We start from the raw sequence: 24,780 nt of genomic DNA on the forward strand, positions 1-24,780 counted from the left end.
CAGGTGAATAACAGCTAGCCAATTCCTTTATATGTAAAAGGGCGCGATTTGCGCCCTTTTCATTGGTTAAGGTGAATTAAAACTCACTGGGCGCCGGCGGCACATTCAGTGGTTTTTTCGGATTCGCTTTCAGCTCTTTTAACAGCTCTTCAACCGCACGCTCAATCGATGGGTCTTGGCCTTTGTAAATAAGCTCTGGGCGATCAATCACCTTAATATCAGGGGTGACTCCCTCATTTTCGATAATCCAATTGCCTTCGTTATCTAAAATACGGAAGGTCGCGGCAATCACTTGGCCGCCATCCACTAGGCTGGGATTACCCGAAATGCCAATGAGGCCGCCCCAGGTGCGGGTACCGATCAGTTTACCTAACCCTGCTTGACGGAAGTAATAGGGTAGGGCGTCACCGCCGGAGCTGGAATAGCCGTTGATCAGCATGGCTTTTGGTCCATCGTGCGCAAACTGCGGCGTTTTCGTCGGCTCGACACCACGGCGCTTCCAATAGTTCAGGGGCTTGCGAGCCAACCAGGTGATCATATGCTCGGGAATAAACCCACCGCCATTATAACGATCATCAATGATCATGGCGTCTTTGGTGGTTTGCGGCATGTAATTTTTAAACATGGCGCGGTTACCTTCATAATGGGTATTTGGCAAGTGCACGTAACCAATACGCCCGTCAGAGAGCTTATCAACATAAGCGGCGCGGGTGTTGACCCAATGCAAATAACGTAGCCCTTGCTCGCTGGCTACCGGCTCGACACTGACTTGCCATGCCCCCTTGCTACTGGGTTTGTCGTTAAGCACCAGCTCAACTTGCTCACCCTGAGTGTTCTCCAACAGCTCATAAAAGTTCGCTACTGTTTTTACCGAGCGACCATTAACGGCGATGATAAAATCGCCTTTGCTGGCTTTCACACCGGTGGTACCAAGCGGAGAGCGGAAGTTTTCGTGCCAGTTCTCGCCTTCGAAAATGTGCTCAATTTGCACATAGCCAGAGCGGTGGCTTGCTAGTTTGGCACCCAGTAGACCATGGTTTTTACGCTCGGCTTTGGGCATATCGCCGGATTGCACATAAATATGGCCGGCGTTAATTTCCCCGGCGATTTCACTGAGAACATAATCTAAATCAGCGCGGTGGGCCACGGCATTGGCCATGCCTTGGTACTTCTTAACAATGGCATCCCAGTCCTGACCGTGATGATTTTCATCGTAAAACCAATCGCGCAGGGTGCGCCAGCCTTCCACATACATTTGTTGCCACTCAAGCTGAGGGTCGATTTTCAGCATCATATTGGTTAAATCCAATTTTGTGGCGCTTAAATCTTGCTCTGGTTTAGGCGCAATAATGCTGTAGTCATCGCCAGCGCGCACCAACAGGTGTTCGCCATTTGCCGATACCGTATAGCTGCTAACGCCCTTAGCTACGGTTTTCAGCTCGCTATCGTGCTCGGTGCCAAGTAGTTGCAAGGCGCCGTTAGCCATCACCAGCACGCCACCGTCAACGCCATGCAGTGAGCGATAATCGCCCGAGGGCGCGTTTAGCGCGGTCACGCGTTGCATAAAGCCCGTGCTTTGCAGTTGGTTGCCATTGTCGGCATCGCTTTGCGCATCGTCGTCACTCACTATGGTGGTTTCGTCACTTTGCAATGCAACCAACGGCGTTATATCAGTGTTCACCGCCGCAGCGTAGATGCGTGTGGCGCGGTTAAACATGTAATCGAACTCGTAGCTGCTAAAGGCTAAGTTAAAGTCGCGCTCAGAGGTGAAATACAGGTAGTTGCCATCCGGTGAGAAAGTGGGGCTGTGCTCATTGGTCATCTCGTCGGTTAGGCGAGTTACGTCTTGCTCGTCGGTATTGTAATGCCATAACGAGCCGTAGCGGTTTTCATTGTTTTTAACATAGACAATGTCTTCGCTATTAGGTGACCACGTGTACTGACGAATACCCTCTTCATCATAGATACTAGTATCAATTTTATGCTGCTTGCCTGATTGCGTATCCAGCCACCATAACGTGTGGTTTTTATCGGCAAAAAGCAGCTTAGAGCTGTCGGGCGACCAGATGGGGGTAAAGCGCCAAATGGTGCCATTACTGGTCAGTTGCTTAACGGCGTTATTATCCGCGCGGTCCTGTAAATAAATTTCGTATTCACCGGATTCGTCGCTCATGTAGGCAATATAGCGGCCGTTGGGTGACCAACTGGCGTCTATTTCTCGACCTTTAGGGGTGTAGGAAAGGTTACGAGTTGGGCCTTTTTGAGCGGGGACGCTAAATAGCTCGCCTCGGGCGGTAAACAAGGCCCGTTTGCCATCATGAGACAGCGACATAGAGTCGATAAAGTCGCTCACATTTTTGCTGTAAGGCATGGCATATTGGCGCACGCCAGCCACATTAATGGTGAGTTTATTGCTTTGCTCGGTTTTGGGGTCGAAGCGATATAAATAACCCCCATTTTCGTACACCACCGCGTTGGGGCCAGCTGATGGCCACAGCACATCGAAGTCTTCATGGGTGGTGAGCTTTTTAGGCGCTTCGCCTTCGCGGTATTGATACAGGTTTAAGGTGTAGTCGCGATCGGAGACAAAGTAGATATTATCGCCCACCCAAGTTGGCTGCTGATCGGTGGCGCGATCTGTGGTCAGCTGCTTGGAACTGTTTTGTTCTAAATCATACACCCATACATCTTGGGCACGACCGCCGCGCGAGCGTTTCCAGGTACGAAATTCACGATCAATCGGGGTGTATACATATTTGCTGCCATCTGGGCTTAGCATGCCACCCCCGGTTTCAGGAATAGCTAGAGGCTGCTCTAGGCCACCATCGGCAGGCACCATGTATGGGCGGCCCATGCGTTTACCCCAAGGAGTCCGGTTAGCCCGAAATACCACATGTTTACCATCGGGTGTCCAATCAAGCACCCGGTAATCGAAACCACCACGCGGTGGCATAGGGCCAACATCGTTGTAATAGGTAAGCTGTTTAAGGCCAGAACCATCACGGTTAATGACGTAGATTTGTCGGCTGCCATTGTATTCGGCGGCAAAGGCGATCCGTTGGCCATCAGGGGAGAATTTAGGGAAAGTTTCAAAGCCGATATGATCGGTCAGGCGCTGGCTGGCACCGGTTTCGGTGTTTGCTACATACACATCGCCAGCGTAAATGAAGGTGACATGTTCGTTATGAATATCAGGAAAGCGCAATAAGCGTGTGTCTTCAGTTTCATAGGCTGACACCCACGGGGCCAGCGTTGCGGCCATGGCGAGTGCCAAGGTGGTTATTTTTCTCATCTTTGGTAACCCTTTTTTTAGAAGCTGTTACATCATAACAAGGGTACTTACAATTGCGACAGCGCTGCGATAAAAGGCTGTTACAAAATATGTCAGGTACTGAGCTTGGCGCAGATAAATGAAATAACATTAGGTAAACCCTAGTGCCTGTGTTAAGGTGCCCCTGTCTGATGAGTTCTACCCAGATTCGATATTTGCTTTTGTCCTTCAGTTCTTCGTGAGTCCTATCCAGTTAGTGTTCCACCCGAATTTAAGCACCAAGCCGTTCGTGTTAGCTAGTACTTAGTTTGGCATTACCGCGTCTGTTAACAGCGCACATTTATATTTAAAAGATTTTGGAGACACTATGTCTAATACAACTGGTACAGTTAAATGGTTCGACGAGAGCAAAGGTTTCGGTTTCATCACTCCTACTGATGGCGGCAAAGACGTATTCGTACATTTCCGCGCTATCGTTTCTGATGACGGCTACCGCACTTTGCAAGAAGGCCAAGAAGTTCAGTTTACTGTTGAACAAGGCGCTAAAGGCCCACAAGCTACACAAGTTACTGCTGTTTAATTACGGCGCTAATCTGTGATGCAATTGAGCGCATACGCTCACTTGCAATAAAAAATACCCGAGCCTGAGCTTGGGTATTTTTTTGTCTACCGCGTTCGCATTTCTACTGTTTTCTCATCGCCATAAGTTTCACTTAAGTTTCACATTTTATGTTAGCCGCACGAATTCTCTTTAATGCGATGACATGCTCAAATTATACATACGGCAATTTGCCCCCTTTATTTTATTCGTAACTACTTTAGCAGTAATTTTTGTGGCTACTCGGCTCGGTTTAATGCTCTGGCAACATGAGCGCTTGGAAGTAGGTCAGTGGGGGTTGGTATTACTAGGTGGTGTGCGTATTGACCTGAGCAGTATTGCTTATATAGCTCTGCCACTATTAATCATCAATGTGGTGTACTTGATGGCACCACGCAAATTGAAATACGTTTTATTTATTTTATTAAAGGCTTATGCGGCACTTACTATTGCGACAATTGTGTTGGTCGAAGCCGCAACACCAGCATTTATCTTGCAGTATGACGTTCGACCAAATCGATTATTCATAGAATATGTGCAATACCCCAAAGAGGTTCTATCCATGCTTGCGAATGGGCACTTTCTCGCGGCAGCAATCTCACTCATTCTGGCCTTGATTTTCGCCATTGCTACAATCCGTTATATACCACGTCCTTATTGCCAACATCAGTCTCGTCGCTTCAGCGTATTCGCAGTCTTAATCACGGTAGTTACGCTGGCGGTTTTAGCTCGAGGTACGTTTGCACATCGTCCTTTAAACCCTGCACTAGTTTATTTCTCTCAAGACGCTTTAGTGAATTCACTCATTTTGAACTCGTCATACAGTGTGGTTTTTGCAGCCAAAAATATGGCCTCGGAACGCAGCGCGCAGACCTTGTACGGGGCGATGGCTGAGGAGCAGGTTGTTAAGATAATGAAGTCATCCACTTTTCGTTCCTCAATGGGCGATGAGCATATCCCTACACTCACGGTTAATGCTCCTTACCACCAAGGTCAAAGTAAAAACGTGGTTATTATTTTAGAGGAAAGTCTGGGAGCGCGGTTTGTTGGCGCCTTGGGTGGTAAAGGATTAACCCCACAACTAGATAATTTATACGCTCAAGGATGGGGATTTCATAGCCTTTATGCAACAGGCACGCGCTCGGTGCGAGGCATTGAGGCGGTTATTAGTGGCTTTTTACCATCGCCTTCACGTTCAGTGGTGAAGCTATCAAAGTCCCAGAAGCAATTCTTTACCATTGCTCAGCTGCTTGCTAGGCACGGTTATATGACACAGTTCATTTATGGTGGCGAGAGCCACTTCGATAATATGAAAAGCTTCTTTCTAGGGAATGGGTTTCAGGATATTGTCGATATGAATGATATTGCCGAGCCTCAGTTTACGTCCTCTTGGGGGGTCAGTGACGAAGATTTATTTATTCAAGCAGATAAAGAACTCTCTTATTTAGCGCAGCAGCAACGACCTTTTTTTAGTCTTATTTTTACTTCTAGTAATCATGACCCCTTTGATATTCCAGAGAATAAAGTCGTCCTCGATGCGGTCGGTACCAATGAACATGTTAAGCGAGATTTGGCGATAAAATATGCCGATATGGCGCTTGGTCAATTCATTGAGCGTGCAAAACACAGTGAATATTGGCAGGATACTGTGTTTCTTATCGTTGCAGATCATGATGTTAGGGTGTATGGGCGTGAGCCAGTGCCAATTAAATCCTTTCATATTCCCGGCGTTATTCTCAATTCTCCTTTTGACGGCATTCAAGATGATCGGCTTGTCAGTCAAATAGACTTGCCAGTGACTTTACTATCCTTAGCAGGTATTGAAGCAGCAACGCCTATGACTGGGTTTGATCTTACAAAGCATTATCCAGTGGAAAGAGCGCTGATGCAGTATTACGACAACTTTGCATACTTAGAGAATGATAAAGCGGTGGTATTAATGCCTGGTCAAAGGGCTAGTTATTGGTCTTATAACAAAGCATCAAAAACGCAAACATCGTTATCAACGGGCAATAAGTTGGTCACTTTGAAAAATAAAGCGTTGGCCCATGCCTTATATAGCACGATGGCGTATCAAAAGCGCTTATATCAACTGCCACAACCTAAGTAATGAATTACCACACCATGATAAAACGAGAGAAGGTTGACTATGCGCTTTGACAACACCAAAAAGCCAAAAGGGTTCAAGCGAATCGTCTTCGCATTGCGACACTCGTTAAGGGCTCTTTCTTGGTTAATAAAAAACGAATCAGCATTTAAGCAAGAGGTGACATTACTACTCGTATCGTTAGTCGCGCTTGGTGTGTTACAAGCCGATATATATCAATGGATAGCTGTGATTGGGGCTACACTTTTTGTGATGTTTGCTGAAATATTAAATACCGCAATTGAAGTGATCGTCGATAGAGTAGGGTTAGATATTCATCCTTTATCTGGACGGGCAAAAGATTTAGGGTCGGCCGCTGTTCTCGTGGCATTAATCATCTATGCGCTCGTTTGGGTAGCTGTCATTACTGCGTTTTAGAGCTGGCTTCGACGCTATGACGTTTGACGTGAGCGAGCAACAGCGGGAAAAAGTGTAAAAACACCGCCTCAAACTGCTCAAAATGTTGCTCAATATCGTTAATGCTGCCAGCAAATTCATTGTTAAAGCGGATACGTTTGGCAATGTTATCCAGCGCCAAAGCCACCCCGTCTAAGTGGGCATAGGTGCTAAACCAGTCTTGGTCGCTCATACGCGCAACCACCTGTTGCATGGCTTGGGGCATATGCGACTGACGCCTTAGTAGCAGCGTGTAAGCGTGATTGCGAAAGTTAGCAAACTCCGTGCTACTGAAGCGCGACCAATGGCGAATAAGAAAGTGATCGAACAACACATCTAATGCCACTCCGGCAAAGCGGCGGCGCTGAGGTGAGAACAACTGCTTGGCCTGCCTGACCTGCTCATTGTTATCGGTGAACTTATCCACCAATAAATGATTTTGTAATCCCAAATACACAGGCCGAGGCAATTGCTCGGTACTAACACCACGGCGAAAGTCGCCAAGCAGATTACCAAAGTGGGAATCCGCTGTGTTTTGGGCCAAAAATAAATGCGCGAGGTAATTCATGACGGCTAAGTGTTCACAGGTTACATGCATTTAGTGTAAAGCATGAGCAAGGCTTAGGTGAAGTAAGTTGTGCCTGCTTAGGCGAGGGCTAAAAGGCAATGAAGCGTATAGTGAAACAGCTTAATGTGTGCCGCGAGGTTCAGAAATAGTGTTTTAATAGACCTTAAATTGTTACCTTTAGTTGGTAAGAGGGCTCCCTTGAGCAATTATTGTAATCTCATCTTTACTTACATCCGTATACTTACTGGCCATCAGCCTCGTCTCCTTTTTTATTAAACATTAATTTGATAAATACGCTCGAATTGCTATTTGTTCCAATGCCGAAATAGGTCTCAGGCTTGCTGTTGGGAACAAATGTAATGAAATGCTTGTACTGTGTGTCAATCGCACCAAGCTCATAATAGAAATTGCCAATATCCCTTTTTACAATGCCAGAGCTTTCAACTGTGGCAAGAAACTCGCGGCGCAGCTCTATATAGTCGTTTGTAATACTTGGCTCGGGTGATTGAGTTGCACTGTAAAGCTGATTGAAGGTCAGGCGCTCGCCGTCAACAGTCATCTCATCATCAAGCATCTCTTTGTTTGTATATGAGCTGATTTCAATATTGATGCCCTCGCCGGTAAGGCGATAAGCATTGCCGGATGTTTTACACTCCAAAGGCATCAGAGGTTTGGCAATTTCATAAATAAGCTTATCTTTGCCGATAAAGTCACACTTTTGCGCAGCCAGAGAAGCGCTACATGGAAAGATAAATGGTAGGACAAAAAGTATCTTCTTCATCAATTTCCCTATTAACGAGTGATTTTCCTATAAGTATGACAATCTATGTTCAGGGAATAAACACTAAGCGCAATTTTTGCAAGGAAATGCTCACTGGAGCCTTAAATTGCGAGGTAACTAATTGTAGCTAAGTGTTAGTGGGCCATGTACATTAAGGGTAAAGCATGAGCTAGACATGGCGAACAACTTTTGAATGCATGAACTCATAGACAAAAACATGCAGTGATCTTCAAACTCACCCCTGTTTACTCACACTTTATGCTCTGTACGAGTGAAACGAGCGTGACTGAATATTTGCGTTGCAGCCAACAATCAGCCATTGTCGGATGGTAAATGCGTGGCAATAAACTCATTTAGTTGCTGTTTTAATAGCTGGGCACGGCGGCTGAGTAATCGGCCACTGGGCCATAGTGCATAAATTGTGCGCGGCTCAGAGCGCCAATTTGGGGCGATGCATTTTAGTTCATTGCGCTGTAGCTCATCGATAATTTCAAAGCGGGGCAGCAGCGCTGCGCCTTGGCCATCACAAGCCAAATACTTTACAAAACTGGTATCGTTAAATTGATGCATAAAACGTGGCACAAACTTATGGCGGCGTTTCGAGGGAAGGTGCGTTAATTGCCAGCTTTTACGCAGCGTAGTGCCAATTAAAGGCAAGGTACGCAGCTGCTCTAAGGTGTTTACCTCCTCACATTTTTGCCGTTGCATAAATTCAGGGCTTGCGACCAGTAAGGTGTCACTTTCACCTAAGCGTTGTTGCATAAACGCGCTATCGTGTTGGGGGCCAATGCGTATTGCCATATCCGCTTGGGTGTTGACCATATCCTGCTTATCATTGCTGAGTTCCAACTGCAGAGCAATTTGTGGGTAGGTGCGAGTAAAACGCAGCCAAAACGGCTTTAAAAAACCGTGGCTGAAGTTCATCGGCGCCAATACCTTTAGTTGTCCTGTTAGCGAGGCGTTGGCCTCGTTAAGACGGTGCTCAGTGTGCTCAAATTGCGCCACCAAATCGACATAGGCATGGTAGTAAACCTCGCCTTGTTGTGTCAGTTGGCAATGACGGGCACTGCGGTTTAGTAGTTTGCAATTAAGGTGCTGCTCCAAGCGTTGTAAACGCCGAGTGACGTTGGCTGGCGGCAGCGATAAAAGCTGAGCGGCGGCGCCTAATCCGCCTTGTTGAGCAATATGAACAAATACACGAATATCATCAAGCATAATTTCATAAATGAAATTTAAAGTTGTTTATTTCAGTGTATAGGTTATTAGTGAAATTGAATATGCTACTGCCAATATCTTTTGGGAGTCGCATATGAATACAGACATGTTGTTATCGGCGCTTATTGTCGGAGTGGTCGCCACTGCTTTGCTTGATGCCTGGGCATGGCTATTAAAATCAACCCTGCAAGTGCCTTCATTGCGCTTGTGTGTGCTCGGGCGCTGGCTACTGCACATGCCCGAGCAGGGCATGGTGCAACACCATGTTGCGCAACAACCAAGGCATCGTGGTGAATGTGCATTGGGCTGGAGCGTGCATTACGCTATTGGAATACTCTTTGCCTTAGGGTATTTTCTTATGTTGCAGTGGCTGCAGCGCCCACCCAGTCTAATGATTGCTATTGCCTACGCCTTAGCCACGGTGGTATTTGCATTTTTTGTAATGCAGCCGGGCATGGGCGCAGGCCTAGCCGCGCGCCACACCCTCAAGCCCTGGCGGGCACGGGGTAAAAGCATGCTGAGCCATGGAATTTTTGGTGTCGGCCTACACATTGGCAGTCTAATTGTGAGTAATTGAGAGTGTACTATGAATCCTGAATATTGGTTACAACGTTGGCAGCAAGGGGATATTGGCTTTGATCAACAAGAGCCCAATAGCAACCTAGTGGCGTTTTTCCCCACCCTGACACTGACTCCAGGCGCGCGAGTGTTTGTGCCATTGTGTGGTAAAAGTATTGATGTGCAGTGGCTGTTGCAACAAGGGCACGCTGTGGTTGCGGTGGAGCTCAGTGAAGACGCTGTGCGGGCGTTGTTTCAAGCGCTTCAGCTCACCCCAGATATCTCTCAGCAGGGTGAGCACCGATGTTATCAGGCGGGCAACCTCTGCGTGTATGTGGGTGATGTGTTTGCGCTTGAACGAGCACAATTAGAGGGAGTGACGGCTATCTACGATCGCGGCGCACTGGTCGCTTTAGATGCGCCTCTGCGCATGCGTTACAGCGCCAAGCTAAAAGAGCTGTGCCCTCAGGCGCAGCAGCTTGTGGTTACTGTGGAGTACCCTCAGCCCGAGCCGCAAAGTACACCGCAATCGGTTCCAGCAGATGAATTACAGCAACTTTATGGCGACCATTATCGCCTTGATTGCCTTAACCGAGCGGCCATGCCCGAGGGCATAAAAGGGTTTACCCCGGCGTTTAATAGTACCTGGCATCTCAGCATTGCAGGCTAGGCAGGGCGCGCCTGTATTTGCGGTAAGTGGTAGCCATGCGCTTGCTCCTTAAATAACAGCTTTCAGTCGCCATGGCGCAGGCCATGAAAGGGGCTATAGCCACTATACTCGTTACACTTTTTAGGCGCGGCGCTTGGGTGCACCGCACACTTGATTACTGGCTTGTGAGCCAGTGCATAAAACCTTGCATATCGGCTTTGTTGGCAAACTCAATGTAGCTTTTTCCTTGATGGTGGCGAATCGCCATCGCATGTTTGTTCACGGAAATAGCATGGATAGGTAGCGCAATATCAATACGCTGATTTTGATATAAATAGGACATAATAAAACTCTTTTTATTTGGGCGCCTTGGGCGCAAAAAATAAGCCTTATTATCGTCTGGAAATGGCCGCGTTGTTAACACGGAGCAGGCTCTGGCTTTTACTTGCAACAGATAAAGGCATTGAGCTTATAAATCTCTGGTCAGACTTTTAAGGCTTGTATTGTGGCGATGGAACTGACTGGATCAAGGAAAGGCATCACGATGACACTGTGGTGTCGGGTTTGCTTGGTGAGATAATGCAAACAAGCCGCCACTATAAGGCAGTTGATTGTGCAAAGCAAGTAAATAATCACTTACTTTGCAAATGTTGAAGACAAAGCCCGCGCCGCAAAGCGCCTAGCGGGCTTGAAGTGTGTTTAACGTAACACCACCAGCGGGATATCTAAGGTTTCCAGCATCCGTAGGGTATTGCTACCAACAAAAAGTTGCCGCAGTTTCGAGTGCGCGAAAGCGCCCATAACCATCAACTCGATATCATTGGCTTGTTTATAGGCCATCAGCGAGTCGTAAATAGGGCCTTCAAGCAGCTCAGCTTTGACATCAAACCCTTGCTCTTGCAAACGTTGCGTGGCTAGCTTTAGCTTTGGTGCTAAGTCACGTTCTTTATTTTTTACCGCCACCAAGTGGCAGGGGATGCCATGTAAAAGGCCCCCGTCGATAACCTTTTGCAGTGCCTTGTCGGCGGTGGCGCGGCCATCATAGGCAATCATAAATGACTTTGGTGCTGAGAACTGCTTTGGCACCAATAGTACCGGCGCGCTGGCCTGGCGTAGCAAGGTCTCAATGTGTGAGCCCAATGCTTTGAAGTTATCTTCATGGTTTTCACCACAGCGGCCAATAACGATTAACCGTGACATGTCACTGAGATCAATAATGGCCTCGACCACATCACCGTGGCGTTGGCGCGTTTCTACTTGCTCAACGTTAGCCTGTTTGGCTTGTGTGGCCAAGTCTTCGAGTAGCTGCTGCCCCAACTCCAACGCCATTTTGCCGCGCTTTTCATCGAGCTCTGTCATCTCATTGAGTAACGATGAGCGGGCTCCGAGACCGATTGCACCGCTAAGGTCGTCCGCGCCGTGTTGCTGTTGGCGCTCAATGGTGTGTAAAAAACACAGCGGATGTTGCAGCTTATTCGCTGACCATATAGCGGCGTCAGTGACCGCTTGGGTGATTGCTGAGCCATCCACGCAGGTAATTATTTTCTTCATAGTATGCTCCTAATGTCCGCCCATGAGCTTATCCACTTCTTTGGGGTCGTTGTGAACGCCAAATTTGTCTACTACGGTTTCGGTGGCTTCGTTCATTCCGATAACACTGACCTCTGCGCCTTCACGGCGATATTTTATGACTACCTTATCTAACGCAGCCACGGCTGTCACATCCCAAAAGTGAGCATGAGTTAAATCAATAATCACTTTGGGGGCCGCTTCTTTAAAGTCAAAAGCAGCAATAAATTGCTCTGCCGAGGCGAAAAATACTTGCCCTTTGACGGTGTAGGTTACGCTATGCTGCTGTTCATTATGGCTTGTTGTAACCGCCATAAAGCGACCAATGCGATTGGCGAAAAACAGCGTGGCGAGTAACACCCCAACGAGCACTCCCAAGGCGAGGTTATGGGTGGCAACGACCACGATAACGGTGCTGATCATCACTACATTAGTCGATAATGGATGGGTGCGTAAGTCGCGAATAGACGACCACGAGAAAGTACCAATCGACACCATTATCATCACTGCCACCAACGCCGCCATGGGGATTTGTTTTAGCCATTGATCGAGAAACACCACCATGATCAATAAAAAGCTGCCAGCAACAAAAGTAGAAAGCCGACCACGACCGCCGGATTTAACATTAATAATAGATTGCCCAATCATGGCACACCCGGCCATACCGCCGAACAAGCCAGCTCCAATATTGGCTATACCTTGGCCTTTACATTCGCGGTTACGATCGCTTGGGGTATCGGTCAAATCGTCGACGATAGTGGCGGTCATCATCGATTCCAGTAAGCCCACTACGGCAAGACCGACAGAGTAGGGGAAGATAATATTAAGGGTCTCAAGGTTCAAAGGCACATCCGGCCACAAAAATACCGGGAGGGTGTCTGGCAGCTCACCCATATCACCGACAGTGCGAATATCTAAGCCCAGAACCATGGCAACAATGGTCATCGATACGATGCATACCAGCGGTGAGGGGATCACTTTGCCGACCACAGGGACATAGGGGAATAAATAGATAATAGCTAAGCCCGCAGCGGTCATCGCATACACATGCCAGGTGACATTAGTGAGCTCCGGCAGTTGTGCCATAAATATCAATATCGCCAAGGCATTGACGAAGCCGGTGACCACCGAACGAGAAACGAACCGCATTAGCTCACCGAGGCGCAGTGCGCCAGCAATGATTTGCAGCACCCCAGTGAGTAGGGTCGCGGCCAGTAAGTACTCTAAGCCGTGCTCTTTAACGAGTGTGACCATCAGCAGCGCCATGGCACCGGTGGCTGCCGAAATCATCCCCGGACGACCACCAACAAAGGCGATTACCACGGCGATACAAAAAGAGGCGTATAACCCCACCTTAGGGTCAACCCCGGCGATAATGGAAAAAGCAATGGCTTCGGGCACCAGTGCAAGCGCCACTACGATTCCAGCAAGCACATCGCCGCGAATATTAGAAAACCAGTCTTGTTTTACGTGTTCAAACATAGAGATAACCTAACGCGTTACTAGTTGGCGCCCTCGGGTAAGCTACAAACGCTGAAAAGCTCAGCGTCACAGCCTCGATAACATGGCACGAACTATTCTTTACCCCAATGGGCAATGATTGTGTTATTGAGTGTGTTCGCATACTGCGCGCACAATAAAGGTTGCGGCACTAAGTGTAGTGCACAAAAGGAAGGAAAAAGCCTAGGGCGGCGTAAATGTCACAATAACGCTCCAAATACTTAATTATTTTTTTAGGCTACACGGTTAGCGTATTAAAAACAATCGCCTAGCGATGATGTGCGCACTTAATAACAGCAGCTTTGCTCGGTCTATATGGGCTCAGATCAACTTATTGTTGGAAACTTTACTCAATTAGGGTGCTCATCTCGCAGTTTGTCCCTGTTCTGCTATATTTTATTTGCAATTAAATAAATCGTACAAATGTTAGTAAGGAAACATCATGAAAAAATACCTAGGGGCGGCTGTGTTAGCGCTAAGTACTTTCACCTTAAGTGCAAAGGATGATCCCAATGTGCTTGCCATTATGGTGGATGATGTGGCGCAAGTTTCATTAAGTGCTTATTCCCATGGAATGACCTATAACACCCCAAATATTGACCGTATTGCCAACGAAGGGGCGCTATTTACCGACCATTATGCCCAGCCCAGTTGTACCGCTGGACGAGCTGCCTTTTTAATGGGGCAACTGCCAGTACGTACAGGTTTAACGACGGTTGGTCAGCCAGGAAATCCATTAGGGATTAAAGAGGCCGACCCAACTCTGGCTGAGTTTCTAAAACAGCGCGGCTATATGACGGCGCAGTATGGTAAGAATCACTTAGGTGATTTGGACGAGCACTTACCCACTCGTCATGGCTTTGATGAGTTTTACGGCAACCTCTATCACCTCAATGTGTCGGAAGAGCCTGAACAAGAGGATTACCCAAAAAGCAAAGAGTTTAAGAACAAGTTTGGACCGCGCGGGGTGATTGAGGCGTTTGCCGATGGTCGTATTGTCGATACCGGCCCGTTGACGCGTAAGCGTATGGAAACCTTTGATGAGGAAGTGTTAGCCAAATCATTGGATTTTATGGAGCGAGCGGTGGCCGCCGATAAACCGTTTTTTATTTGGCATGCCCCTAGTCGTATGCATGTCTACACTCACCTCAAACCTGAAAGCCGCCATTTAGCAACTCATATTAGCTCCGAAGAAGACGTATTTGGCAGTGGCTTATTGGAGCATGATGGCCATGTTGGTCAGTTATTGGATAAGCTGGATGAGTTGAAAGTCGCTGATAATACAATTGTTATTTACACCACCGACAATGGCCCTGAGCAGAGTTCTTGGCCGGACGCCGGCACCACCAAGTTCAGAGGTGAAAAAATGACGACATGGGAGGGGGGAGTGCGCGTGCCATTTTTAGTGCGATGGCCCAAGGAAATTCCCGCTGGTTTAAAACTCAATGGTATTTCTTCGCATGAGGACGTGTTCCCGACCTTAGCCGCAGCCGTCGGTGAGGATGATTTACGTACCGAGATGGAAAAAGAGTTCAATGTTTATATCGACGGTGAGAACAATCTGGATTATTGGCGTGGTGAGGCTAATGAGTCTGCGCGCAATCACTTCTTTTATTACTATGAATCACAACTAACGGCTATTCGCGTTGGCCCATGGAAAATGCACTTTGCTTCAAAACCCGGTGGCCGCTACTACGAAGATTTAGTGACTCATACCATGCCGAAGTTGTTTAATCTGCGCAAAGACCCTATGGAGCATTATGATGGCGTGACAGGCTTTCACCAAATCATGAAAAAAAGCTGGGTATTCCAACCAGCCATTGCCCTGTTGACCAAACACATCAAGAGCTTTGAAAAATTCCCGCCGCGCCAAGAAGCTGCTTCACTAAATATTAATGAGGCAATTAAAAAGGCGAAATCGGCATCGCATAACCGTTAAGCGCGTGTAACCAGAGTGAGGTTGCTCACTCTGGTTGCGCTGTTACTGGTTTTGCAATTGCTGCATCATCGCGAGCTTCTCGACCATGGCCGCTATCTGTGGGTTATCTGGCAGCAATTGCTGCAGTTGCTGGGCATAGCGATAGGCTTGGCGATACTGCTTTTGCTGTGCATGCAATTGCATCAAGCTATAGCTGATATCAGGGTTGGCTGGTGTAAGTGCAAATGCGTTGTTTAGTTGCACAAGCGCCTCTTGGTGCTGCCCTCTATCTTGCAGAAGTAGCGCATAGGTATACACATAATCACCATTGTCACTTTGTGCTGCGCGCGCTAAATGGGAGAGTGCTTGCTGCTTTTGTCCTGAGCGCACTAAGCTCATGGCCAAAGCGTAGTGCAGCGCAGAGGCATTTTTATTAACACTGAGCCCTTGCTTAATCGTAGTACGGGCCTTTTGCTCTTGCGATAGTGCACGGTAAAGGTCGGCCAGATTGACATAAGCCGGAATAAAAATGGGTTCCACTGCGATGGCAGCTAAGTAATGTTGCTCAGCCTGCTGATGCTCGCCCAATGAGCGTGCCAAGTTTCCAAGATTAGTATGGCTGTAGCCGCGCTCAGCTTGATAATGCTGCATTTGACGATAGTCCTTTAGTGCATCTTCAAGCTCAAGACGCTGCTTATCACTTAATTGAGTCGCAAAGGGAGCCGTGAGCATTTCAGCTAAGGCTCGCCCTGCTTCCGCGCGAATGGGCAGGCGAGGATCTGTGAGCAAAGGCTGTAACATACGATAGCGCTCGGCAATGGCAAAGTTGCGCGCACCGGCTATGGCTCCTTGGCGTTTTAAAGGCTCGTCGTCCCGCACCGCGCGAACAATTGCGACTACGGCATTTCTATCTGGCTGATCTGCCATGCGAGCCAATGCTGAAGCGCGGACGATATTTGGGTAACTCTTATCCTGCGCTATTTTTGTCAGCATGGCGGATGCACTCGGCAAGTTATTGTCTGCAGCATAAAAGGCCTCGGAGAAGTGCGGCGTGCCCAAGTAATTTGAGTTCGGGTGCCAGCGCTTTATGTGCGACGTTGCCCATTGCGGCGTTTTATCTTGATGGCAACCGTTACAGGCGTTGGGAGCGTGTGTTTTCGCCGTTAAATCGGGACGTGGTACGCGAAAACTGTGATCGCGACGTGCATCCACCTGCATAAAAGTAGTCGCTGGCATGTGGCAATCGACACACTGACTGCCCTCAGTGTCGTGTTTGTGGCCATGATGTTTGGCGGTATCAAAAACTTCGGCAGTATGGCACTGGGTACAGGTTTGATTTCTTGGCAGAGTTAATTTGCCACTGTGCGGGTTATGACAGTTCGCACACGTGACACCCGCTTGGTGCATTTTACTTTGCACAAATGAGCCCCAAACATAGTTCTCATCCCATATCTGACCATCAACATGGTACAGCTCAGGTTCCAGCAGCGCTGGTTGAAAACTGTCCATAAAACTATGCGGACCTTGGCGGTCGGCCACTTGCGAGCGTCGCGCATGGCAAGTGGCACACACTGCAACTTGAGAGCTGGGACGCAGTGGACTGGCCGCTTTCATACTGCCATCTTGCTGGCGCTTAAACAGCGGCGTTTTTACACCGATAGTGTGTTCATAGCCTTTATCGTTAATGGTTTTGTCGCCCTTTGCCCATGCCAAGTGCGCCTGACTATCGCCATGACAGGACGCGCAGCCGACATTAATAGCGCTGTAGCGCGAGTCGAATTGTTGCTGTTTTGCTAAATAACGTTTCTCAAAATCACTGGAGTGGCAATCAGCGCACATATGATTCCAGTTTTGCCCTTTTTGGCTGTAATGGAATTCGTCGTGGGGCTGCTGTTCAGGGTGAAGAACAAACCAACGCTGGCCTCCTTGTGCCTTTGGGCGACTATCCCAAGCGAATGGAAAAAACTGTAGTTGGCCATTGTCTGACGCAAACATGTATTGTTGTAAAGGGAAGTGACCGAAGGTGTGAGTCACCTCAATATCACGCATTCGCCCTTGTAAGTCAGGCATGGAGATAATTAATTGCGCATTGCGTTGCTTAAAGATCGCTTGTTGGTTTTGAAACGCCAATGTGCGGTTATCGAATGCCCCTAGGGCGGTCTCTTTGCTGGCTAGCGCCATCGCGTTGGCATGATCTGATTGCTGCCAATCCATGACCTGTTGTTGATGGCAGGTGGCGCACTGCCTAGGGTCGGCAAAAGCGAGTGTAGTAAACAGCACCAAGGCAACGCCAACGATCCTCCAACTGCCTAATTTGCTCAAATCCATTGCTACATTCACTACATTGATAATTTAACTTGTTTATAACAGTTTATTTGCTGCGCAGTAAAGCACAGCATTTTTGCACTAAGTATTTGTTACTAAAGCTGATAGTTAAACTCTAAGCGATGATCGCCAGCAAAAAAGTCAGTGTTTTCATTCCAATTAGCAAAGTAGCGCAGGTTCATACGCGGGGTGAGCTGATAGCTGAGGGCGAACTCATGGGTGAGTAGGGTGCTTTCTTGGGCGCCATAGTAGTTATCTCTGTATTGACTGGAGCCGGTTAGCGTAGTTAACCAAAAAGGGTTGTAGTTTACCCAAATGTTTTCGGTGATGGCCCATTTAGAGTACATACCTAACAATCCATAACTGCCCATGAGCGCGTAGCCGTCATCAATGCCGCCATCGCTTTGCACTCGGTCTTTACCCACAGAGAGCCCCACCCCGGCGAGCGGGTAGAAGCTAAAAGCTCCGTGAGCAGGCAATGCTTGAATAAAGCTGTAAGAGATATCAGCGCTTTCATCAGCAACCAAACTGCCGCGAAAGTTGTAATTAATATCGAGCTGCTGCGCTTGACCTTTGGGGAGCGTAACATTGAAGTTGCGAAAACGAAATGAGTCGAGTGACTGTGACGTACGCGTATCAGAGCGCCAACCTAGAGTATCGCCTAACAGGCCTTTAGCCTCGATGATATTCATCGCGGCGGTTTGTTCATTGCCAGTATCGTAAGACTGACCGACTTTAAAATTGACTCCTTTGTCGGTAACGCCAACACCGGCTTGGGTATACACTGCCAAGGGATCAGACATATCCTGGACTTCATCGTCATTGGCGAGAACCAGCATGGGAGTGAGCAATAATAAAAAAATGAGGGGTTTCATGATTATCCTTAACAAAGCAGTCCACAATAAGCGCGAGAGTGAGTCTTCCCACAAATGCTAAAAAGTATAGCTTAGGCCCTAAAAAGTTCCTGCAAAGGATACGTTTTATTTGACCGAGATCAGAGTGCTAGCACAACCAGAATGCTTCTCATCATTTGATAGCCGCTTGGCTTGGTTTTGAATAATCCACTAATAGCTCAACAACGTCGATGGCTTCGTTTTGTTGCAGTTGCATCATCTCAGCGGCTAAATCAATTTTATTTATGGGGGTTAAGCGGTAGTTATTCCCAGAGAGGCTGTTTATTTTATATCGAGCGCGCAGCATGTCAGCGGGTAAAGCTTGGCTGGTCACAACAATATCGCCCACTACCGTGCCATATTCACCTGTCGATACGTTGAATACCTTGTTTCCAGCTTGCAAGCGAGGGGTTTGCCAGCGAATCTTATCGCCGTTGTTGTTTAGCGTGTAAACAGCAGGTGTGCTTTTTTGTGCAGTGGCAGAAGTCGGCGTCTGAGGCATGCAACTGGTTAGCAATAGCGCGCTGAGTAGGAGATAAATTGATCGCATTATTACTCCGAATGTGTATTAGTAATATGGTCTACCTTTAAGGTAGCTCCGATATAACCGCGAACGCAAGGTGACTTATGGCTCAATCTCAACAATGCAGTAACTCTTTTAAATTAACGCGAACGGCTTCAAGCGTTGCAGTTACCACTGCATTGAGCGCTGCTTTATTTGGTATGCCGCTAACGCTGCATAGCGCGCCACAACAGGCTGGCCAAGACCATTACCAAGCGGTGGCCAAGGCCGCAGCGCCGCTGGCCGTGGCGCAACGAAAGCTAGCACAGCAACCAACGGCCAGTGGCCATCAATCTCATTTTGATAATACCTTAGAGCGCGCTACCTTCGTGTGGGGTCAAGCTAAGGCGGCACCTGGCACTGCCCAAGTCACAGATTTAAAAACCCGTGCACACACACATATGCAACGGCTCAGCGGCATCAGTGCGCTCAAATCATCTCAGGTGGATGTGCGCCTCAATGACTGGCATGACATAGGTACTGGCGCTATCGTGGCGCGTTATCAGCAATTTGTGCAAGGTATTGAAGTATTTAATCGCCGCTACAGCGTTATGCTCAACCGTCAAGGTAGCCTCGTCGCTGGCGCCGGATATTTTGCTGATGTACCGCAAAGCGCGCAGAACTTTACCGCCCTTGGCGCATTTTCGTCTGAGCAGGAGGCAGCGCTTAGAGCTATTGCCGAGCTCAGTGATGTGCCGGTACAGCTCGATGCACGCCGTATTCGCCAAGGCTATAACCATTTTGAAGTACGCAGTGCCAGCGACCAGCAACAATTTGACAATGTGCGTGTGAAGGCGGTGTTTTATCCACTTGCCGATGAGTTGAAAGCAGCCCATTACGTTGAAGTGGAACGCAAACGCAGCGACTCACTGGAGAGTGATTACTTTGCTTATGTGATTGCCAGCGACACCGGTAAAGTGCTGTTTAAAAACAATTTGCACAGTCATGCCACGGAGTATAACTACCGAGTTTACGCTGATGTGCAAAGCGGTTATCCCCTAGAGGGGCCGCATGGTGATGTGATCCCCGCCGATGGACCGAATCAAACCGACGAAACTACTATTCTAGCTGCACCGCTGGTTAATATTGCCTATTACTCGGCGATTTCAACCCAAGACCCATGGCTTGGCGAGAGTGCCACCCGCACCGAGGGTAACAACGTTTTTGCTTATGCAGATATCAATGCTCCCCAAGGTTTTACCTCCGGCGATGTGAGTGCCGAGACGACTTCGGCGTTCACCTTTGACTACCCCATTGATCCGGAATTAGCTCCGACTGCTGAAGGCAACGTAAAAGCGGCGGTGGTGAACCTTTTTTACATGAATAACTTTTTGCATGACTTTTTTTACGACTACGGCTTTGATGAGACGGCAGGTGTTGCTCAACAAGATAATTATGGCCGAGGCGGCGCTGCTGGTGACCCGATAGAGGCACAGGCACAAGATTACAGTGGTTTGAATAACGCCAATATGGCCACCCCTGCAGATGGCGCCAGCCCAAGAATGCAAATGTATTTGTATAACTCCAAAGACGCCCAAGTCGGCCAGGACTTTGGTGTTATCGGGCCGACAGGAATAGGTACCTTGAGCTCATCGCAGCGCTCGGCCTTTGGCCCTTTAGAATTTGATATCACTGGCGAGCTTGCGCGCTTTAACGATGGCAACGATGTTGATTCAGGCAGTGTGTTTGATGGGTGCGAGGCCGCTGCTGACCCCAGCACCTTGGCGAGTAAAATCGCTATTATTGAGCGTGGCAGTTGTAACTTCACGGTGAAGGTTAAAAACGCACAAGATGCTGGCGCATTAGGCGCTATTGTCACTAACAATGTCAATGATGGCACCCCCGCCCCCATGGGCGGTGAGGACGCCACCGTCACCATTGGCAATATGGGCCTCAGCTTCGATGATGGCCAACAGTTGTATAATGCCATGCTGTTGGGCTCGGTCACGGTGCGAATGTTTAATACCAACCCGCTCAAAGATGGCACCTTTGATAACGGTATAATCGCTCATGAGTGGGGTCATTACATCAGTAACCGGTTGATTGGCAACGGCTCAGGGCTGGGTAACTTCCAAGGTCGTGCTATGGGCGAGGGTTGGGCAGATTTTCATTCACTCCTGTTTATTGCTAAAGCCAGTGATGCGCAAATTGCCGGTAATAGCGATTTTACCAAGCCTTATGCTACCGGCACCTTTGTAGAGGATTTTTACTTTGGTATTCGTCGTGTTCCTTATACGCCGAATCAAGATATCAACCCACTGAACTTTAGGCATATCACTGAAGGTGCAGGTGGTGACGTTGGTTTACCACCTACCAGTGTCGCCTCACCTCATGCGCCGGGTGAGCTATGGGCGTCTGTGCTGTGGGATAGCTATGTGGCGTTGATTAATGAACATGGCTTTAGCGAGGCCCAACAACGCATGGCGCGCTATCTCGTTTCCGGGTATAAAATGACCCCGGTCTCTCCGCTTTACACCGAAGCACGAGATGCTTTATTAGCGGCCATTGCCGCAGAGGACGTCGACGACTATCGCCTCGCACTGAATGCCTTTGCCAACCGTGGGATGGGGCTGGGTGCGCAATCGCCTGAGCGTTTCAGTACTACTTTAGATGGCGTGGTCGAGTCCTATGAAACACAAGCGTCAGCATTTAGTGCCGAGCAAATAACGCTCGACCCCGAAGGAGTGAGCTTCTGTAGCGCCGATGGCTACCTTGATATTGGTGAAACCGGTACGCTGACGGTGCAAATTAGTAATACCGGAAGTGAAACGCTTAATAACATTCCTGTGCAATTTAGCGTGCTATCGCAGCAAGATGTAACCCTAGGCAATGGCGGTGAGAGTGAAGTGGTGAGCATTGAGCCCTTTGCCAGCGCTCAAAGCACGCCCATCAATGTGAGCTTAAATGATGCTGATATCGCCTCGCCTTTGCAGCTTCAGGTTAGCTTCCCTGACGATGGTGAGAGTGTGCAACGTCCCGAACCTATCACCCAGACGTTTACAGTAAATATTGCCTTTGCGGATGCGCCTCTCACCGATGCCAGTCAAAGTGACGACATGGAATTAGCGGCATTGAGTAAAGAGAACTTAGCGCTTTCTTTGCTCAAAGACACGGTGGGTTCTGAGCAAACATTAAGCTTTGATAGTTCAGATATCATCGACACCTTTGAACAAGGAGGTGTGCAACTGGGCGAGCAAAGCTTATTTTTACGCAACAATAGCTTCGAGTCTGATGTGGCTCTGACTACGCGAGCGTTTACGGTTGCTGAAGAGCAAGACTTTAGCGTCTCTTTTTGGCACTTTTATGCCCTAGAAGAGTTTTGGGATGGCGCGGTCGTTGAAGTGAACATCAATGATCAAGGTTGGCAAGATGTCACCGAGGCGGGAGGGCAGTTCGCTGTCGGCTATAATGGACAACTCAACCAGAACCCGGCTCAGTCGCTGCAACAGCGTCCTGTGTTTACTGGGCGCAATAGCACCGACAGCGTGTTTGGCAATATGGAAACCATTGATTTTGGCCAGCAACTGGCAGGTGAGCAAGTGCAATTGCGTTTTCGTATCAGCTCCGATGGCAGCGTAGAAGATACCGGTTGGTGGATAGACAATGTCAGTATTGCGGGGATCAGCTCTGAGGTGTTTTATCAGGTTGTACCCGGCGACGTGGAAGGGTGTGATAATCGTCCTCCTGTTATTGCGCAGATACCAGCGCAAAGTGTTGATGAGGGAGAGCAGGTCAGTATCAGCGCTGATGCGCAAGATGCTGACGGTGATACCTTGAGCTATCAATGGCAACAAACTGCTGGGCCTGACGTGACTCTCAGCGCAGCTAACACGGCCACAGTCAGTTTTAATGCACCACAAGTCAGTGCGCAGCAAACCTTGGAATTCACCGTGACGGTGAGCGATGGCGAGCTGATTGCTCAGCAAGATGCGCAGGTGAGTGTCAATAATATCGCCGAGCCAGCTCCTGAACCCGAGCCTCAGCCCACGCCCTCAGACAGTGATGAAGGTGGCAGTGGCTCCATGGGTGGTTGGGCATTATTGCTGCTCGCTATGCTAGGGCTACGGCGAAAAAAATAAGGGCGCGATTAGCACTTATAAGGCCACCTCCCGGTGGCTTTTTTTTGCTTATTCGCATAGAACCGCAGCCTACTTTCCCAACTCAGGGGACTGGTCTAAGCTGCGCTAAGTGTAAATTTTTAGATACGCACGCGTGTAGTAAAGGCTTGTTAGGCAAATAAAAGAATAATGCAAAGTTTTGATATAACGTAATAATTACATGAAATTTAAATGCAGCGTGAACAACGGGAGCGATACGCTTGAATAATATTCAATAACAAAAAATTTACATTATTGTTTTCGTACCTATATTGATACTTCGAACTAACAAGGAGACCAAGGTAATGAAAACAACAACCCTCAACCCCATTCAACGAGCTCTGGCCTGCGCTGGGGTGACCGTAGTTATGCTTACTAGTGCAGCAGTGCATGCTCAACAACACCTCGATGGGTCGGGACAAGTGAGCCCTCTTATTGTCGGCGGCAATCCTGCTAACACCGCAGATTGGCCCTTTTTCACTCAGCTATTATCACGTTATGGTAGCTCTCCCTTTTGCGGCGCGAGCTATATCGGAGATGGTTATGTATTAACGGCAGCGCACTGTGTTGATGGCAGCTCAGCTTCCTCGTTGAATGTAAAAGTAGCGGGGTTTAGCAGCGGCGGCAGTGATGGCGATCGTATTGGCGTGTCGCAAGTATACGTACATCCGAACTTCGCCTCAGTGTCAACCGGATACGATGTGGCGCTATTAAAGCTGGCACGTCTTCCAAATCAAGGCCAAGCGGTAACCATGGCACAGGGGTCGATAGGTCAGTACGCTAATAACGGTGATTTACTCACTGTTGCAGGTTTAGGGCGCTTAAGTGAAGGTGGCTCGTCACCGAGTTCCTTATATGAGGTAGATGTACCGCTGGTGTCTGATAGTGTGTGTCGCCAATCCGGGGGCTCTTATAACAATGTCGGCGCAACCCAGTTTTGTGCTGGTTATTCGCAAGGACAAAAAGATGCCTGCCAGGGCGACAGCGGCGGCCCTATTGTGATTAATTCCGGTGGGCAAAGGGTGCAGCTTGGTATCGTAAGTTGGGGGATCGGGTGCGCCAGACCAAACAACTACGGGGTGTACGCTGATGTCGCTGACTTACGCAGTTGGATTGATGGGATAACCGGTGGCTCAGGCACACCGACAGTGTCTTTATCGTATACAGAAAACGAATCCTTGGGTAATTTTACCTTGGGAGAGACACAACAGCACACTTTCACCATTACCAACACCGGCAGCAGCGCCGTCACTTTCAACACCGTGAGCCTATCAAGCGCTGGTGTGGCATCAACTGTTGTCAAAGCGCAAGATAGCTGCAGCGCTGCAACATTGCCAGCGAATCAAAGTTGTAGCGTTGGTGTTGAGTTTGGTGCATCAGCTGCTGGGAGTTTGGGTGTAACGCTTGATTTCAGTGTCGAGCAGAGTCCACGCCAATATAGCGCGGCAATTTCGGCTAACGCAGTGGATGGCGGCAGCGTCTGTAAAGGTAATTGGGACGCTAATACCATTTACTATCGTCGCGATCAGGTCACGTACAATGGCTATCGCTATCAGGCACGCTGGTGGACACAAGGAGATGTCCCCTCAGAATCAGGTCCCTGGGGTGTGTGGCGCCGAATCGGCTCTGATCCCGCCTGCCAATAATACGCCCACCAAAAAGGCCATAATCATGGCCTTTTTATATTTTTAAGCACCCTTAAGGTTTACTTAAGATTGGCTCACTAACTTGATT

General features: G+C 48.4%; 18 protein-coding genes. 8 read left to right on the forward strand and 10 right to left on the reverse strand.

Translation table 11 applies throughout. The annotated features are described in order from the left end of the window. Positions 1–76 precede the first annotated feature (76 nt). Positions 77–3,292, reverse strand: coding sequence for a S41 family peptidase (locus tag MHM94_RS01555; RefSeq protein ID WP_235418487.1), 3,216 nt, complete (start codon positions 3,290–3,292; stop codon positions 77–79). Positions 3,293–3,638: 346 nt separating this feature from the next. Between MHM94_RS01555 and MHM94_RS01560 the strand changes: the two genes are divergently transcribed. The 3 genes from MHM94_RS01560 (at position 3,639) to MHM94_RS01570 (ending at position 6,393) form a co-directional block, all read left to right on the forward strand. Further along, positions 3,639–3,851: a cold-shock protein gene (locus MHM94_RS01560; protein WP_022946139.1), complete on the forward strand. Its 213-nt coding sequence runs from the start codon at positions 3,639–3,641 to the stop codon at positions 3,849–3,851. A gap of 253 nt (positions 3,852–4,104) precedes the next feature. Then, positions 4,105–5,979 (forward strand): LTA synthase family protein, encoded by a 1,875-nt coding sequence (locus MHM94_RS01565; RefSeq protein WP_328282656.1) that lies wholly within the window; start codon positions 4,105–4,107, stop codon positions 5,977–5,979. A gap of 39 nt (positions 5,980–6,018) precedes the next feature. Beyond that, a complete protein-coding gene (locus MHM94_RS01570) occupies positions 6,019–6,393 on the forward strand; it encodes a diacylglycerol kinase (protein ID WP_235418488.1) in 375 nt (124 codons plus the stop codon). On the opposite strand, the gene MHM94_RS01575 is transcribed toward MHM94_RS01570, so the two are convergent. From MHM94_RS01575 to MHM94_RS01585, 3 genes are all read right to left on the reverse strand, one after another. Further along, on the reverse strand, positions 6,380–6,979 hold the full coding sequence (locus tag MHM94_RS01575) for an ACP phosphodiesterase (protein ID WP_235418489.1): 600 nt from the start codon (positions 6,977–6,979) through the stop codon (positions 6,380–6,382). The two genes, MHM94_RS01570 and MHM94_RS01575, sit on opposite strands and share 14 nt — an antisense overlap. A gap of 241 nt (positions 6,980–7,220) precedes the next feature. After that, positions 7,221–7,760 (reverse strand): hypothetical protein, encoded by a 540-nt coding sequence (locus tag MHM94_RS01580; protein ID WP_053909540.1) that lies wholly within the window; start codon positions 7,758–7,760, stop codon positions 7,221–7,223. A 312-nt stretch (positions 7,761–8,072) separates the two neighbouring features. Next, on the reverse strand, positions 8,073–8,975 hold the full coding sequence (locus MHM94_RS01585; RefSeq protein ID WP_235418491.1) for a LysR family transcriptional regulator: 903 nt from the start codon (positions 8,973–8,975) through the stop codon (positions 8,073–8,075). Positions 8,976–9,069: 94 nt separating this feature from the next. On the opposite strand from MHM94_RS01585, the gene MHM94_RS01590 reads away from it, so the two are divergent. Further along, positions 9,070–9,552: a DUF2938 family protein gene (locus MHM94_RS01590; RefSeq protein ID WP_235418494.1), complete on the forward strand. Its 483-nt coding sequence runs from the start codon at positions 9,070–9,072 to the stop codon at positions 9,550–9,552. Between the two features lie 9 nt (positions 9,553–9,561). Beyond that, positions 9,562–10,203 (forward strand): thiopurine S-methyltransferase, encoded by a 642-nt coding sequence (locus MHM94_RS01595; protein WP_235418495.1) that lies wholly within the window; start codon positions 9,562–9,564, stop codon positions 10,201–10,203. A gap of 154 nt (positions 10,204–10,357) precedes the next feature. On the opposite strand, the gene MHM94_RS01600 is transcribed toward MHM94_RS01595, so the two are convergent. From MHM94_RS01600 to MHM94_RS01610, 3 genes are all read right to left on the reverse strand, one after another. Further along, positions 10,358–10,525, reverse strand: a complete 168-nt coding sequence (locus MHM94_RS01600; protein WP_157576217.1) for a hypothetical protein — start codon at positions 10,523–10,525, stop codon at positions 10,358–10,360. A gap of 356 nt (positions 10,526–10,881) precedes the next feature. Beyond that, entirely contained in the window at positions 10,882–11,733 is an 852-nt protein-coding gene (locus MHM94_RS01605) for a universal stress protein (RefSeq protein WP_022944223.1), read from the reverse strand. Positions 11,734–11,742: 9 nt separating this feature from the next. Further along, the gene (locus tag MHM94_RS01610) at positions 11,743–13,233 is read right to left on the reverse strand and encodes a SulP family inorganic anion transporter (protein ID WP_235418497.1); all 1,491 of its coding nucleotides are present in this window, start codon (positions 13,231–13,233) and stop codon (positions 11,743–11,745) included. Between the two features lie 460 nt (positions 13,234–13,693). On the opposite strand from MHM94_RS01610, the gene MHM94_RS01615 reads away from it, so the two are divergent. Beyond that, entirely contained in the window at positions 13,694–15,190 is a 1,497-nt protein-coding gene (locus MHM94_RS01615) for an arylsulfatase (protein ID WP_235418499.1), read from the forward strand. 42 nt (positions 15,191–15,232) lie between these two features. On the opposite strand, the gene MHM94_RS01620 is transcribed toward MHM94_RS01615, so the two are convergent. From MHM94_RS01620 to MHM94_RS01630, 3 genes are all read right to left on the reverse strand, one after another. Further along, entirely contained in the window at positions 15,233–17,497 is a 2,265-nt protein-coding gene (locus tag MHM94_RS01620; protein WP_235418511.1) for a tetratricopeptide repeat protein, read from the reverse strand. A gap of 92 nt (positions 17,498–17,589) precedes the next feature. Next, positions 17,590–18,369: a hypothetical protein gene (locus MHM94_RS01625; RefSeq protein ID WP_235418513.1), complete on the reverse strand. Its 780-nt coding sequence runs from the start codon at positions 18,367–18,369 to the stop codon at positions 17,590–17,592. A gap of 151 nt (positions 18,370–18,520) precedes the next feature. Next, positions 18,521–18,937, reverse strand: coding sequence for a hypothetical protein (locus tag MHM94_RS01630; RefSeq protein ID WP_130146134.1), 417 nt, complete (start codon positions 18,935–18,937; stop codon positions 18,521–18,523). Positions 18,938–19,014: 77 nt separating this feature from the next. Here MHM94_RS01630 and MHM94_RS01635 point away from each other — a divergent pair, with 77 nt between their 5' ends. Together MHM94_RS01635 and MHM94_RS01640 are read left to right on the forward strand one after the other, a co-directional pair. Next, complete coding sequence (locus MHM94_RS01635; RefSeq protein WP_235418516.1) at positions 19,015–23,028, forward strand: rhombosortase-dependent M36 family metallopeptidase; 4,014 nt, start codon at positions 19,015–19,017, stop codon at positions 23,026–23,028. A 323-nt stretch (positions 23,029–23,351) separates the two neighbouring features. Next, positions 23,352–24,692, forward strand: coding sequence for a trypsin-like serine protease (locus MHM94_RS01640; RefSeq protein ID WP_235418518.1), 1,341 nt, complete (start codon positions 23,352–23,354; stop codon positions 24,690–24,692). Positions 24,693–24,780 lie beyond the last annotated feature (88 nt).

Source organism: Pseudoalteromonas sp. CNAT2-18.1 (genome assembly GCF_022347865.1).
In the GTDB taxonomy this organism is placed as follows: domain Bacteria; phylum Pseudomonadota; class Gammaproteobacteria; order Enterobacterales; family Alteromonadaceae; genus Pseudoalteromonas; species Pseudoalteromonas ruthenica.